The 14,691-nt window shown below is 57.6% G+C and carries 11 protein-coding genes; all 11 read left to right on the top strand.

The genetic code is table 11. From position 1 onward, the window contains the following. Window positions 1-162: 162 nt before the first annotated feature. The 11 genes from gyrA to R6U90_RS02595 all read left to right on the top strand — a co-directional run bounded on the left by gyrA (window position 163) and on the right by R6U90_RS02595 (window position 14,287). Window positions 163-2,718, top strand: a complete 2,556-nt coding sequence (gene gyrA, locus R6U90_RS02645; protein ID WP_410351109.1) for a DNA gyrase subunit A — start codon at window positions 163-165, stop codon at window positions 2,716-2,718. 111 nt (window positions 2,719-2,829) lie between these two features. Further along, window positions 2,830-3,912 (top strand): 3-phosphoserine/phosphohydroxythreonine transaminase, encoded by a 1,083-nt coding sequence (gene serC / locus R6U90_RS02640; protein ID WP_410351108.1) that lies wholly within the window; start codon window positions 2,830-2,832, stop codon window positions 3,910-3,912. Window positions 3,913-4,083: 171 nt separating this feature from the next. Beyond that, window positions 4,084-5,250: a phosphoglycerate dehydrogenase gene (locus R6U90_RS02635; RefSeq protein ID WP_410351107.1), complete on the top strand. Its 1,167-nt coding sequence runs from the start codon at window positions 4,084-4,086 to the stop codon at window positions 5,248-5,250. Between the two features lie 6 nt (window positions 5,251-5,256). Further along, entirely contained in the window at window positions 5,257-6,342 is a 1,086-nt protein-coding gene (gene pheA / locus R6U90_RS02630; RefSeq protein WP_410351166.1) for a prephenate dehydratase, read from the top strand. A gap of 451 nt (window positions 6,343-6,793) precedes the next feature. Next, window positions 6,794-7,927 carry a histidinol-phosphate transaminase gene (hisC, locus tag R6U90_RS02625; protein ID WP_410351106.1) on the top strand — a complete coding sequence of 378 codons (1,134 nt, stop codon included), beginning with the start codon at window positions 6,794-6,796 and terminating at the stop codon, window positions 7,925-7,927. A gap of 14 nt (window positions 7,928-7,941) precedes the next feature. After that, window positions 7,942-8,799 (top strand): prephenate dehydrogenase, encoded by an 858-nt coding sequence (locus R6U90_RS02620; RefSeq protein WP_410351165.1) that lies wholly within the window; start codon window positions 7,942-7,944, stop codon window positions 8,797-8,799. Window positions 8,800-8,818: 19 nt separating this feature from the next. After that, the gene (locus R6U90_RS02615) at window positions 8,819-10,111 is read left to right on the top strand and encodes an O-antigen ligase family protein (protein ID WP_410351105.1); all 1,293 of its coding nucleotides are present in this window, start codon (window positions 8,819-8,821) and stop codon (window positions 10,109-10,111) included. A gap of 25 nt (window positions 10,112-10,136) precedes the next feature. Beyond that, window positions 10,137-11,465 (top strand): 3-phosphoshikimate 1-carboxyvinyltransferase, encoded by a 1,329-nt coding sequence (gene aroA, locus R6U90_RS02610; RefSeq protein WP_410351104.1) that lies wholly within the window; start codon window positions 10,137-10,139, stop codon window positions 11,463-11,465. Further along, complete coding sequence (cmk, locus tag R6U90_RS02605) at window positions 11,462-12,148, top strand: (d)CMP kinase (RefSeq protein WP_410351103.1); 687 nt, start codon at window positions 11,462-11,464, stop codon at window positions 12,146-12,148. Before aroA ends, cmk begins: the two co-directional genes overlap by 4 nt. Before the next feature lie 65 nt (window positions 12,149-12,213). Continuing rightward, window positions 12,214-13,935 (top strand): 30S ribosomal protein S1, encoded by a 1,722-nt coding sequence (gene rpsA / locus R6U90_RS02600; protein WP_410351164.1) that lies wholly within the window; start codon window positions 12,214-12,216, stop codon window positions 13,933-13,935. Window positions 13,936-13,978: 43 nt separating this feature from the next. Further along, window positions 13,979-14,287 (top strand): integration host factor subunit beta, encoded by a 309-nt coding sequence (locus tag R6U90_RS02595; RefSeq protein WP_410351102.1) that lies wholly within the window; start codon window positions 13,979-13,981, stop codon window positions 14,285-14,287. Window positions 14,288-14,691 lie beyond the last annotated feature (404 nt).

The following is a 14,691-nucleotide window of genomic DNA, read 5'->3' as shown; positions in this document are numbered from 1 at the left end:
TCAAAACGGTTTTCAAAACCCCATGGCTCTGCACGATACGCCCGCAACGGGTTTCTCACGCCTTTTTCCAAAGATGCAGTAGGTAGCCCCGCTATGGTATAGTGGCCGTCTAAAATCGTCTCAAGAATTAACGAGCCACACTAACCTGACTGAAGCCGACGCATGAGCGAATTTGCCAAGGAAGTCCTCCCGATTAACATCGAGGAGGAGATGAAGCAGTCCTACCTGGACTATGCCATGAGTGTGATTGTCGGGCGCGCCCTGCCCGACGTGCGGGACGGCCTCAAGCCGGTTCACCGCCGTGTCCTGTACGCGATGCGCGAACTGGGCAATGACTGGAACAAACCCTATAAAAAATCGGCCCGCGTGGTCGGTGACGTCATCGGTAAATACCACCCCCATGGCGACAGCGCGGTGTATGACACCATCGTGCGCATGGCCCAGCCCTTCTCGTTGCGTTACATGCTGGTCGACGGCCAGGGCAATTTCGGTTCGGTGGATGGCGACGCTCCGGCGGCCATGCGTTACACCGAAGTGCGCATGGCCAAAATCGCCCATGAACTGCTGGCCGATATCGAAAAAGAGACTGTCGATTACACGCTCAATTACGATGAAACTGAATATGAGCCGGAGATCCTGCCGGCCCGCATACCCAACCTGCTGGTCAACGGCTCGGCCGGGATCGCCGTGGGGATGGCGACCAACATTCCGCCACACAATCTGATCGAAGTGATCAATGCCACCCTGGCGATGATCGACAAGCCCGATATCACCATCCAGGAACTGATGGGATATATTCCGGGTCCGGATTTCCCCACCGCCGGCATTATCAACGGCGCGCGGGGCATTGCCGAGGCCTATGCCACCGGACGTGGCCGTATTTATGTGCGGGCCCGGACCCACGTGGAAGAAATGGCCAACGGCCGTGAGCGTATCGTGGTGACTGAACTGCCCTATCAGGTCAACAAGGCGCGCCTGCTGGAGCGCATCGCCGAACTGGTCAAGGAAAAGAAAATCGAGGGCATCAGCGAGCTGCGCGACGAGTCGGACAAGGAAGGCATGCGCGTGGTGATCGAACTGCGCCGCAACGAAGTCGTCGAGGTGATGCTCAACAATCTCTATCAGCACACCCAGATGCAGACCGTGTTCGGCATTAACATGGTGGCGCTGGTGGAAGGGCAACCGCAACTGCTCAACCTGCACCAGATTCTGGCGGCATTTATTCGTCATCGTCGCGAGGTGGTGACCCGCCGTACTGTTTTCGATCTGCGCAAGGCGCGCGAGAAAGCGCACGTGCGCGAAGGCCTGGCGATCGCTCTGGCCAACATCGATCAGATCATTGCCCTGATCAAGGCGGCCAAAAATCCGGCCGAAGCCAAGGAACAGTTGATGTCGACCCTGTGGGAACCGGGCGTGGTCAACCAGATGCTGGAACGTACCGGTGCCGCGGCTTCCCGGCCGGAAGGGCTGGCGCCCGAATTCGGCCTGGTCGACGGTCGTTACCGGTTGTCCGATGCCCAGGCCCAGGCGATCCTGGAGATGCGCCTGCACCGCCTGACCGGTCTGGAACAGGACAAGATCCTCAATGAATATGAAGAGTTGCTCAAGCAGATCGAGGAGTTACTGGCGATCCTGGCCAGCTCCGAACGCCTGATGCAGGTGATTCGTGATGAGCTGACGGAAATGCGCGATCAATACGGTGATGAACGGCGTACCGAGATCATCGCCAGCCAGGAAGATCTCACCATAGAGGATCTGATCACTGAAGAAGATGTGGTGGTGACCCTGTCGCACGAAGGTTATGCCAAGGCACAACCGATCACGGCCTACACCTCACAACGCCGTGGCGGCAAAGGCAAGGCGGCAACCTCGGTCAAGGATGAAGACTTTATCGACAAATTGTTCGTGGCCAGCACCCACGACACCATTCTTTGTTTCTCCAGCCGCGGCAAGGTCTACTGGCTGAAAGTCTACGAACTGCCGCAGGCCGGACGTACCGCGCGCGGACGCCCGATCGTCAACCTGTTGCCGATGGAAGAGGGCGAGCGAATCAACGCCATCCTGCCGATTCGCGAATACGCAAAAGACCAGTTTATTTTCTTTGCTACCAGCAATGGCACGGTCAAGAAAACCCCGCTGACCGATTTCTCCCGCCCGCGTGCCTCGGGGATTATCGCCATTGAACTGCGTGAGAACGATCATCTGATCGGTGTGGAACTGACCGGGGGGGATCAGGATGTATTGCTATTCAACAACGCCGGCAAGGCCATTCGCTTCAACGAACAGGATGTGCGTGCCATGGGCCGTAGCTCGGTCGGCGTGCGCGGCATGAAGCTGCAATCCGATCAGCATGTCATCTCGCTGATCATCGCCACTGACGGCCATATCCTCACCGCCACGGAAAATGGCTATGGCAAGCGCACCGGCGTGGATGACTATCCCCGACACGGTCGCGGCGGCCAGGGCGTCAAGTCGATCCAGACCTCGGAGCGTAACGGCGCAGTGATCGGTGCTGAACTGGTAGGTGAAGAGGATGAGATGATGCTCATCACCAGCCGCGGTACGCTGGTGCGTACCAAAGTCGACGAAGTCTCCATCATGGGTCGCAATACCCAGGGCGTCAAACTGATCAGCCTCGGCGAAGGCGAAAAACTCTCCGGCATCGAACGCATCGCCAAAATCAGTGACGAGGAACAAGTGACGAGTGACGAGGAATAATTATTTTCGCCTCGTAACTCGTTACTCGTCCCTCGGCCCTTGTTGAACAGAATATGAAAACCGCGAAATACAGGTAAAACGTTTCCAGGCAATCAAATATTAGGAGTTTGTATGAGTCGTGTATTTAATTTCAGCGCCGGTCCGGCGATGCTGCCCCAGGAAGTTCTGGAGCGCGCTCGCGAGGAAATGCTCGATTGGCACGGGACCGGTATGTCGGTGATGGAGATGAGCCATCGCGGCAAGGAATTTATGTCCATTGCCGAGAAAGCGACAAATGATCTGCGCGAGCTGATGGCAATTCCGGGGAGTTACGAAATTCTGTTTTTACAGGGCGGCGCCAGCAGCCAGTTCGCCATGGTGCCAATGAACCTGCTGCGCGATAAAAGCAAGGCTGATTACATCAATACCGGTGCCTGGTCGAAAAAGGCGATTGCCGAGGCGAAAAAATTCTGCGATGTCAATCTGGCGGCATCCAGCGAAGCCGATGGTTTCAGTAGTGCTCCCGCGCAATCTGAATTGCAACTCAGTGGTGATGCGGCCTATGTGCATTACACACCGAATGAAACCATTGGCGGGGTCGAGTTCAACTACATTCCCGATACCGGTGATGTACCGCTGGTGGCGGATATGTCCTCGACGATTTTGTCGCGCCCCATCGATGTGTCGAAATACGGTGTGATCTACGCCGGTGCGCAGAAAAATATCGGCCCGGCCGGACTGACGGTCGTGATCGTGCGCAAGGACCTGATCGGCGAAACGCTCGACAGGACCCCGGCCATGTTCGATTATCAGGTACACGCCGAAAACGATTCCATGGCCAATACCCCGCCGACCTACGGCTGGTATCTGGCCGGCCTGGTGTTCGAATGGCTGAAAGACAAAGGCGGTCTGCAGGGCATGGCCGAGATCAACAAGCGCAAAGCGGACAAGCTCTATAATACAATCGACAACTCCGACTTTTACGCCAACCCGGTCAAACCCGATTGCCGCTCGTGGATGAACGTGCCGTTTACCCTGGCCAACCCCGATCTGGACAAGACCTTCCTCGAAGAGGCCGCCAAACAGGGTCTGACCACCCTCAAAGGCCATCGCTCCGTCGGCGGCATGCGCGCCAGCATCTATAACGCCATGCCCGAAGCCGGCGTCGACACACTGGTCGAGTTCATGGCCGACTTCGAAAAACGAAATGGCTAGTAATTGCTAATCGATAATTAGCTGATTAATAACGCAGAGGTCGCGGAGCCGCGGAGGCGCAGAGAAAATCAATTGAAACAAAATATTGAATTTAGTTGATTAAGTTCTCCGCGACTCTGCGGCTCCGCGTCCTCCGCGATAAATTTACGATAGCAATAAAAGTGAATAATTATGTACAAGGTTCTGACGTTAAATAATATCTCGCTGGCCGGCCTGGAACGACTGCCGCGCGATCAGTATGAAATTGCTTCCGAAATCGGCCATCCCGATGCCGTTCTGGTGCGTTCGGCGAAGATGCACGACATGGAAGTGCCGTCCAGCCTGAAGGCCATCGGCCGCGCCGGCGCCGGGGTGAACAATATCCCGGTCGACAAGATGTCCGAGCAGGGCATTGCCGTATTCAATGCGCCGGGCGCCAACGCCAACGCAGTCAAGGAGCTGGTACTGGCCGGCATGCTGATGGCCTGTCGGAATATCGGTCCGGCCTGGGATTTTGCCCGTTCCGTTGAAGGCTCGGATGCCGAGATCAACAAGGCGGTGGAAGCCGGCAAGAAAAACTTCGGCGGTTTCGAGTTGCCGGGACGTACTCTGGGTGTCATCGGTCTGGGCGCCATTGGCCGTAACGTGGCCAACATGGCCCTGCAACTGGGCATGCGCGTCGTTGGCTTTGACCCGGGCATTACCGTCGAAGGCGCCTGGCAATTGTCCTCCGATGTGGAGAAGGCCGGCAGTATGGACGAACTGGTGTCCAAGGTGGATTTCATTACCTTCCATGTGCCGCTGGTCGATGCAACCCGTAATATGATCAATGCCGAGCGACTCAAATTGATGCGCGACAATGTCGTGATTCTCAATTTCGCGCGTAATGGTATCATTGATGATGAAGCCGTCAGCGAAGCGATCAAGGCGGGCAAGGTGTATGCCTATGTGTGTGACTTTCCCAGTAATCTGCTGAAACATCATGAACGGGTTGTAACGTTGCCACATCTGGGTGCTTCCACTGTCGAGGCGGAAGAAAACTGTGCCATCATGGTGGCCGAGCAGGTGCGCGATTATCTCGAGCACGGTAATATCCGCAATTCGGTCAATTTCCCGGAAGTCTATATGGAACGTACCGAAGGCCAGCGCATCGCTATCGTCAATCGCAATGAGCCAAATATGGTCGGTCAGATCACAGGGGTCCTGGCCACCCAGAACCTGAATATCGTGGATATGATTAACAAGTCACGCGGTAGCCTTGCCTATAATCTGATCGATATCGATGGCAGCGCGGATGAAACCACACGTGAACAGCTTACGGCCATTAATGGTGTACTGAAAGTCCGCTTCATTGATTGAATACGGATCACTGACTTGAGTGACGATCTGAAAAAACTGCGTGAGCATATCGATCAGCTGGATGAACAAATCCAGTCGCTGATCAGCGAGCGTGCGCGTCTGGCCGAGGAGGTGGCGCGCACCAAGCAGGCCAATGGCGATGACGTCTTTTATCGTGCCGAACGTGAAGCTCAGGTCCTGCGCAATGTCATGCAGCGTAACCAGGGTCCCCTGAGTAATGAGGAGATGGCGCGGCTGTTTCGCGAGATTATGTCCGCCTGCCTGGCGCTGGAACGGATTATGAACATCGCTTTTCTGGGGCCGGAAGGGACCTTTACCCAGGCGGCAGCACTCAAACACTTCGGTCATTCGGTACAGACTCTCCCACTGGCCACGATTGGCGACGTGTTTCGCGAAGTAGAGTCCGGTACCGCTTCCTATGGGGTGGTGCCGGTGGAAAATTCGATCGAGGGCGTCATCAACCATACCCTGGATGAATTCATGACCTCGTCCCTGTCGATTTGCGGCGAGGTAGAGCTGCGGATTCATCATCATCTGTTGAGCAAGAGTGCCGGCATTAGTGACATTCGTAAGGTCTATTCTCATCGCCAGTCACTGGCCCAGTGTCGTAAATGGCTGGATTCGCACCTGACCGACGTGGAACAGGTCGATGTCAGCAGCAATGCCGAGGCCGCGCGTCTGGCCAGCGCCGATTCGGCTTCGGCAGCCATCGCCGGCGAAAGCGCGGCGGACATTTACGAACTCGACTATCTGGCGAAAAATATCGAGGACCATCCGGAGAACACCACCCGCTTTCTGGTCGTCGGTCGACGGGTAACCCCGCCCAGCGGTAAAGACAAAACCTCGATGCTGGTGTATACCCGTAATCGCCCGGGCGCCCTTTATGACATGCTGGAACCCTTCGCCAGACACGATATCTCCATGTCGCGCATCGAGTCCCGTCCTTCACGCCAGGGAATGTGGAATTACGCGTTTTTCATTGATATCGAAGGTCATATCGACGATAGCAACGTCAGCCAGGCGATCCGGGAACTGGACGAGACAGCCAGCATGGTCAAAGTACTCGGATCCTATCCGCGCGCGGTGTTGTGAAACAAAGTTGGCAGTTTGCAGAGGGCAGTTGGCAGACTTGATGAGTACTTAGTACTTAGTACTTAGTACTTAGTACTTAGTACTTAGTACTTAGAACTTAGAACTCAGAACTTAGAACTTAGAACTTAGAACTTAGAACGGTTTGTTGCAGGAGGGGCTTGCAGCCGCGACTCGGGAGCAGGGGCACAACCGTCGCCGATGGAATCGCCTCCCACAAGAGAAGGGCGAGGTTCTAGATTCGAGATTTTGCCCGATACCGCTGCGCCTTATCGGGCCTACATGCTGGTAACTGTCTTGTAGGAGGGGCTTGCAGCCGCGACTCGGGAGCAGGGGCACAACTGTCGCCGATGGAATCGCCTCCCACTAGGCCTTCGGCTAGTTACTGGCACCTAGCACCTAGCACCTGGTATCTGGGCAGCCAAACGATGCAGAGATTTTTGAGTTAAACCCTATGACACGATTAGCAGAGAAAATCGATATTTCTGAACTGGCTGCCCCGGGAGTCCGTGAGCTGACACCCTACCAGCCGGGCAAGCCGATTGATGAGCTGAAGCGGGAATATGGGCTGGATGATGTTATCAAGCTGGCCTCCAATGAAAACCCGCTGGGCGCATCACCGGATGTATTGAGAACGATCAGCGATAGCCTGAGTGAACTCAGCCGCTATCCGGACGGTAACGGTTTTGTTCTCAAGCAGGCGTTATGCAAGCGTTTCGATCTCGAGCCGTCGCAGATTACGCTGGGTAACGGCTCGAATGATGTGCTGGAACTGATTGCCCGGGCGTTCGTGACGCCGGACAATGAGGTGATTTTTTCGCAGCATGCCTTCGCAGTCTACCCGCTGGTGACCCGCGCCATCGGTGCCAAAGCGGTGATGACGCCGGCCAGCGCCTGGGGACATGATCTCGATGCGATGCGCGAAGCGATTACCGACCGCACGCGGCTGATCTTTATCGCCAACCCGAATAACCCGACCGGCACCTGGCTCTCGAAACCGGCATTACATGATTTTTTAAAACAGATTCCACCGCATGTGCTGGTGGTGCTGGATGAAGCTTATTTTGAATACGCCGCCGATCCGATGATGGGGGTGGCGGATTACCCCGATGGTCTGCAATGGCTGGCAGCGTTTCCCAACCTGATCGTGACGCGCACTTTCTCCAAGGCTTACGGCCTGGCCGGGTTGCGGGTCGGTTATGCGGTTTCACATCCCGAGGTGGGCGATTATCTGAACCGCGTTCGCCAGCCGTTTAACGTTAATCACCTGGCGCTTGCCGCGGCGGCAACGGCGTTGACGGACACGGCACATCTGCAACGCAGCATCGCGCTCAATGCGGCCGGACTGAAACAGTATTACGCCGCATTCGACCGGCTGGGACTGGATTACATCCCCTCGGCGGGTAATTTTGTCACGGTGAAGGTCGGTGCGGCTGCCGAGATCAACGAGCAGTTATTACGCCGGGGGATTATCGTGCGCCCGGTGGCCAATTACGATCTGCCGGAACATGTGCGTATCTCGGTCGGCAGCGAGAAGGAAAACCAGCGCTGCATCGAGGCACTGGAAGCGATCCGGCAAACACCGTGACAGGGCAACCCGTGATCATCAACAAACTGACCATCATCGGTGTCGGCCTCATCGGCGGCTCGCTGGCGCGGGCGCTGCGTCGGGCCAATGCTGTGACCACCCTGGTTGGCGCCGGTCGCCATCGCGACCAGCTGGAGATTGCCCGCAAACTGGGGGTGGTTGATACCGTCGAGACCGATCCGGCCAAAGCCTGCCAGGATTCGGAGCTGGTGGTGTTGGCCGTTCCCCTGGGAGCGATACGCCCGGTATTGGAACAGATTGCCCCGGTCCTGTCGGCGAACACGATTGTGACCGATGTGGGCAGTGCCAAAGGCAGTGTGGTGGCCGACGCGGAACAGGTGTTTGGCGGCTTGCCGGCCAATTTTGTGCCGGGTCACCCCATCGCGGGGACCGAGCAAAGCGGGGTGGAAGCCTCGTTCGCGGAACTGTTCGAGCAACGCCGGGTGATTCTCACCCCCGAGTCCGGTACAAGCCCGGCAGCCGTGCAAACCGTCCGCCGGCTCTGGGAAGCGGCCGGCGCCGACGTGATGGAAATGAGCGTGGCCCATCATGATGCCGTGCTCGCGGCCACCAGCCATTTGCCGCACATGCTGGCCTATGCGCTGGTCGACAGTCTGGCCCGCCAGGATGACAGCCAGGAGATCTTCGATTATGCTGCCGGCGGTTTTCGCGACTTCACCCGCATCGCCTCCAGCGATCCGCAAATGTGGCACGACATCTGTCTGGCCAACCGCGATGCGCTGGTCGAGAGCCTGGAACGCTTCACCACCGATTTACACACTCTGACCGAGGCGATACGCCGCCAGGACAGTCAACGATTGCTCGAAATCTTCCGTCACGCCAAGCAGCGGCGAGATGATTTCTGCCAGTGACGGACAATTTAATACGACCATGATGTTAGCCGCCCGTTTGGCCCCGATTACCCGCTATTTCCCGCTGGAGTCGATGAGTCTCATCCGCCTGTGGGTGCTGCTGTTTCCCATCGGTGTCATTTATGTACAGCACTGGGCCAGTACCTTTTTTGGGTTGCTGCTGCTCACCAGTCTGATCCTGTGGCCGATGAAGCGGGCCTCCTCGCCACCGCTTTATCGTGAAGAGAAAGTCCTGCTCTGGATACTGGGGGCCTACTTTTTTGTAGCCATCCTGTCGATTACCGCCAATGGCTGGGATGATGCCGGGCAGAAGGCGCTGGGCAATGAACTGAAATTTTTGCTCATCATTCCCTTTTATCTGGTTGCCCGCGGCTGCGACGATTTGTGGCGCTATCTGTGGGCCGGCTCCTGGCTGGCGATTGTGCTGGCTGTAGCATTCGGGCTGCATGAACTGATGGTACTGGATCGCCCACGCACTACCGGACCCTACAGTCCGTTACTGCTGGGGCCCGTGTTGTTGCTCATGATCGCGTTGCAGCTGCCCTGGCACCGGCAACTGGCCAAATATCACTGGCGAAATATTATTACCATTATTATTGCTCTGGCGGGACTTTACATTGTCTTTATGTCCGGTGCACGCAATGCTTACCTGGCGCTGGTGGTCGGGGTGCTGGTTGCCTTTGTTTATTATTTTCGTGCGCGCAACTCCCTGCTGTTCGCAGCCCTGTCGATTATCCTGATTGTTACGGGTTATCTGCAGGTCGATGTAGCCAAGCAGCGCGTAGATGGTGCCGTGACTGACGTGGGTAACTATGTTTCTTATATGGTCGAACATTCGGGCGGGCCGAACAAATACGGTCACAGCAGCGCTGGTCAACGTCTGGAGATGTGGCGCGCTTCCGTGTTTGCCGCAGCAGAGAAGCCCCTGCTGGGTATCGGCCGTTATAATTTCAACGACAAACTAAAACAGTATGCCGATGAAAATCGCATACACAGTGCACATCATGCCCATCCGCATAACGTCTATTTCGAAGCACTGGCGGCGAAAGGGGGGCTGGGGCTTCTTGTCGTGCTGGCGCTGTATTTCTATCCGTTATACTTTTTCGTAAAGACTCGACACCGATCAAGAGAAAGTGCCTTTACCGGTATTTTGCTGATGATATCGATAATGATGTTCTCGATTACTGATTCGGCCCCGGTTTATCACAATAACTACACGGCGGTGTTCCTGACCTATTTGACGGTGATTTTCGCCTGGCACACCCGCCAGATTCACAAGACAAACAACGAGGAAATCGTTAGCACGACCTGATGCTGACGGAGATGGGTAGGCGGTTATGACTCAGAAAACAACTTCACCCCTGTTCACAGTCCAGCCCGGCGGGAAACTGCGGGGCCGACTGCGTGTCCCGGGCGATAAATCGATCTCCCATCGCAGCATCATGCTTGGTGCTCTGGCGGAGGGGACGACCCGGGTGAGCGGGTTTCTTGACGGGGCCGACAACCTTGCCACGCTGAATGCGTTTCGGGCGATGGGCGTCAGTATTGACGGTCCCAAAGCGGGGCAGGTGGTGATCGACGGGGTTGGATTGCACGGCCTCAAGGCACCGGCGGCACCGCTGGATCTGGGCAATTCCGGCACCTCCATGCGATTGCTCGCCGGGCTGCTGGCGGCCCAGCCGTTTGATTCGACCCTGCTGGGGGATGCCTCCCTGAACAAACGGCCGATGAAGCGGGTCACCGACCCGCTGGCCGAGATGGGGGCGAAAATCGAGACCAGCGAGGCCGGCACGCCGCCACTACTGATTCACGGCGGTCAGGCGTTGCACGGGATTCACTACGTCATGCCAGTGGCCAGCGCCCAGGTCAAATCCTGTTTGTTGCTGGCCGGGCTGTATGCCGAGGGCGAAACCTGTGTGACCGAGCCGGCGCCGACCCGGGACCACACCGAGCAGATGCTGGAAGGCTTTGGTTATCCGCTGCAACGGGACGGCGCCACCGCCTGTCTGTCCAGCGGCGGCAAGCTTACGGCCTGCAATATCGATGTGCCGGCGGATATTTCCTCGGCGGCGTTTTTCATGGTCGGAGCCAGCATCGCGCCGGGCTCGGATATCACGCTCGAGCATGTGGGCATCAACCCGACCCGTGTCGGGGTGATTACTATCCTGCGGCAGATGGGCGCGGATATCACCCTGAGTAACGAGCAGACCGTCGGGGGTGAGCCGGTGGCCGATGTGCGGGTACGCAGCGCGCCGCTTAAAGGCATCCCTATCCCCGAGGACCAGGTGCCGCTGGCGATTGACGAGTTCCCGGCCCTGTTTATTGCCGCCGCCTGCGCCGAGGGCGAGACCGTGTTAACCGGCGCCCGCGAGCTGCGGGTCAAGGAGAGCGATCGCATCCAGGTGATGGCCGACGGCCTGCAGGTACTGGGCGTCGATGCCCGGCCCACCGAGGATGGCATGGTGATTCGCGGCGGGGTACTGGGCAGTGGCACGGTCGACAGCCACGGCGATCACCGCATCGCCATGGCCTTCGCGATGGCGGCGCTGCGGGCCGACGGACCGATTACCGTCCGGGACTGTGAGAACGTGGCCACCTCGTTCCCCGGCTTTGTGGAACGGGCCGCCGGTGCGGGGCTGGCTATCAGTCAGGAGGGCGCGGCATGAGCGAACCGGCGCCGGTATTGACCCTCGATGGCCCCAGCGGTTCCGGCAAGGGGACCATCGCCAGTCGGGTGGCACGGACCCTGAACTGGCATCTGCTCGACAGCGGCGCGCTCTACCGGCTGGGGGCTCTGGGCGCTACCCGGCGGGCCATTGATATAGCCGATGAGGGTGCCCTGGCGGACTACGCCTTGCAAATGGATGTGGATTTCGAAGTCCTGCCGGACAGTGGCGAGGTGGTGGCCAGACTCGATGGCGAGCCGGTGGGTAATGCCATTCGCACCGAGCAGATCGGCAACGACGCCTCCAAAGTGGCTGCGCTCGAAGCGGTCCGCGCGGCCTTGCTGCAGCGCCAGCGCGATTTTCGCCAGGCCCCGGGTCTGGTGGCGGACGGGCGCGATATGGGCACCACCGTGTTCCCCGATGCCGGCCTCAAGATCTACCTGACCGCCAGCGCCGAGGTGCGTGCCGAAAGACGTTATAAACAGTTGAAAGAAAAGGGAATAAGTGCTAGTCTGGCCGGCCTCCTACGGGAGATCACCGAGCGGGATGCGCGCGATACCGAGCGCCAGTCCTCGCCGCTGAAACCGGCCGCCGATGCCATTGTGCTGGATACCTCCACGCTGGACATCGACCAGGTGGTCGAACAGGTCCTGGCCGGGTGTCGGGACCGTTTTGCCGAGTAGCGGCCAATGAAGTGGGCGGAACCCCGGGGTTCCGCCTGTGTGTTTAATCAACCCCGCAGTTTCGACTGCACCCAGACAAGGTCACGCCGTGGCCTGAGGCGAAATCCAACATGAGCGAAAGCTTTGCACAGTTATTTGAAGAAAGTCTGAATCAAACCCAGATGCGTCCCGGCGCGATCATTACCGGTACTGTTGTCGATATCACTGATGACTTTGTCGTCGTCAATGCCGGCCTCAAGTCCGAGGGCGTGATCCCTGTTTCCCAGTTTTTTGGCGAAGAAGGTGAACTCGAAGTCAGCGTCGGTGACAACGTGGAAGTAGCGCTGGACTCGGTCGAAGACGGTTTTGGTGAAACCCGTCTGTCACGCGAGAAGGCCAAGCGCGCCGAAACCTGGACGAAACTCGAAGCCGCTCATGAAGCCGGTGAAACCGTGACCGGTATCATTACCGACAAGGTCAAGGGCGGGTTTACCGTCGAGCTGGATCATATCCGCGCTTTCCTGCCAGGTTCGCTGGTAGATGTGCGCCCGGTACGTGACACCAGTTATCTCGAAGGCAAGGATCTCGAATTCAAGGTTATCAAGCTGGATCAGCGTCGTAACAACGTCGTCGTTTCCCGGCGTGCCGTGGTCGAGGAAGAAGGCGGCGCCGAGCGCGAAGCTATCCTGGAGAACATGCAGGAAGGGGCCGTGGTCAAGGGCGTGGTCAAGAACCTGACCGATTACGGTGCGTTTGTCGATCTCGGCGGTGTTGACGGTCTGTTGCACATCACCGACATGGCCTGGAAGCGCGTCAAGCATCCGAGCGAAATCGTCCAGGTCGGTGACGAGATCGAAGTCAAGGTCCTCAAGTTCGACCGCGAACGCATGCGTGTTTCTCTCGGCCTCAAGCAGATGGGCGACGATCCGTGGGTCGATATCTCCCGTCGCTATCCCGAAGGCACCCGTCTGTTCGGCAAGGTCACCAACATCGCCGATTACGGTTGCTTCGTCGAACTCGAAGAAGGCGTGGAAGGTCTGGTGCACGTTTCCGAAATGGACTGGACCAACAAGAACATTCACCCGAGCAAGGTTGTTCAGCTGGGTGATGAAGTGGAAGTCATGGTGCTGGACATCGACGAAGAGCGTCGTCGTATTTCCCTGGGCATGAAACAATGCCAGGAAAATCCCTGGGAAGCCTTTGCCGCCCAGCACAACAAGAACGACAAGGTCAGCGGCACCATCAAGTCCATTACCGATTTTGGTATCTTCATCGGTCTGGATGGCGGTATCGACGGCCTGGTGCATCTGTCCGACATCTCCTGGAACGTGCCCGGCGAAGAAGCCGTGCGCAACTACAAGAAGGGCGACGAAATTGAAGCGGTTGTTCTCTCTGTGGATCCGGAGCGCGAGCGCATCTCCCTGGGCGTCAAACAGATGGACAAGGATCCCTTCTCCAACTTCCTGGCTGAAAATGCCAAGGGCAGCGTGGTCAAGGGCACCATCACCGAAGTGGATCCCAAGGGCGCCACGATCGATCTGGGTGACGGCATCGAAGGTTATCTGCGGGCATCGGAAATCTCCCAGGATCGTGTTGAAGATGCGCGCAGCGTCCTGAAGGAAGGCGAAACCGTTGACGCCAAGTTCACCGGCGTGGATCGCAAGAACCGCCAGATTTCCCTGTCAATTAAAGCCATTGACTCGGACGCTGAAAAAGCGGCTATCAAGGATTACAGCGGCGGTACCAGCACTGGCGCCACCACGACCCTGGGCGATCTGCTCAAGGAACAGATGGATAACAACGAATAACGCCACAACCGGGCTGTTGCAAGTCTGCCCTGAAGGACGGATTATGACAAAATCAGAATTGATTGAGATTCTCTCGCAGAAGCAAAGTCAATTAGCTTACAAGGATGTTGAGCTGGCCGTGAAAACCATGCTGGATCACATGGCGACCACCCTGGCCAACGGCGAGCGAATCGAAATCCGGGGTTTTGGCAGCTTTTCCTTGCATTACCGGCCGCCACGGATCGGCCGCAATCCCAAAACCGGGGATTCGGTCGAACTGGCAGCCAAGTATGTCCCGCACTTCAAGCCCGGCAAGGAAATGCGCGAGCGGGTCAACGAAAGCATGGAGCGGGTCGATATTCAGCCCGGTTGATTCGTTATCACGGGGTGGCTACCATTCCAAAGGCGGCAAGAGCGTGGCTCCTGCCGCCTTTTTAATATCTAGGTCCAGGTGCTAGTTGCTAGTACCTGGTAGCTGGATTTGTAGGAGGGGCTTGCAGCCGCGACCCGGGAGCGGGGGCACAACCGTCGCCGATGGCATCGCCTCACACAAGCCCCTTCGGGCGGGGCTAGCTGCTAGTTACCAGGTTCTGGTAACTGTCTTGTAGGAGGGGCTTGCAGCCGCGACCCGGGAGCGGGGGCACAACCGTCGCCGATGGAATCGCCTCCCACAAGCCCCTTCGGGCGGGGCTAGCTGCTAGTTACCAGGTTCTGGTAACTGTCTTGTAGGAGGGGCTTGCAGCCGCGACCCGGGAGCGGGGGCACGACCGTCGCCGA

This window comes from Thiohalophilus sp., assembly GCF_046483665.1.
GTDB lineage: Bacteria > Pseudomonadota > Gammaproteobacteria > UBA6429 > Thiohalophilaceae > Thiohalophilus.
This window is presented reverse-complemented; position numbering and strand designations above follow the sequence as displayed.

Excerpts from the sequence above, each read along its gene's own strand:
- gyrA (WP_410351109.1), top strand. The coding sequence starts at position 163 with ATGAGCGAATTTGCCAAGGAAGTCCTCCCGATTAACATCGAGGAGGAG.
- serC (WP_410351108.1), top strand. The coding sequence starts at position 2,830 with ATGAGTCGTGTATTTAATTTCAGCGCCGGTCCGGCGATGCTGCCCCAG.
- R6U90_RS02635 (WP_410351107.1), top strand. The coding sequence starts at position 4,084 with ATGTACAAGGTTCTGACGTTAAATAATATCTCGCTGGCCGGCCTGGAA.
- hisC (WP_410351106.1), top strand. The coding sequence starts at position 6,794 with ATGACACGATTAGCAGAGAAAATCGATATTTCTGAACTGGCTGCCCCG.
- R6U90_RS02615 (WP_410351105.1), top strand. The coding sequence starts at position 8,819 with ATGATGTTAGCCGCCCGTTTGGCCCCGATTACCCGCTATTTCCCGCTG.
- aroA (WP_410351104.1), top strand. The coding sequence starts at position 10,137 with ATGACTCAGAAAACAACTTCACCCCTGTTCACAGTCCAGCCCGGCGGG.
- cmk (WP_410351103.1), top strand. The coding sequence starts at position 11,462 with ATGAGCGAACCGGCGCCGGTATTGACCCTCGATGGCCCCAGCGGTTCC.
- R6U90_RS02595 (WP_410351102.1), top strand. The coding sequence starts at position 13,979 with ATGACAAAATCAGAATTGATTGAGATTCTCTCGCAGAAGCAAAGTCAA.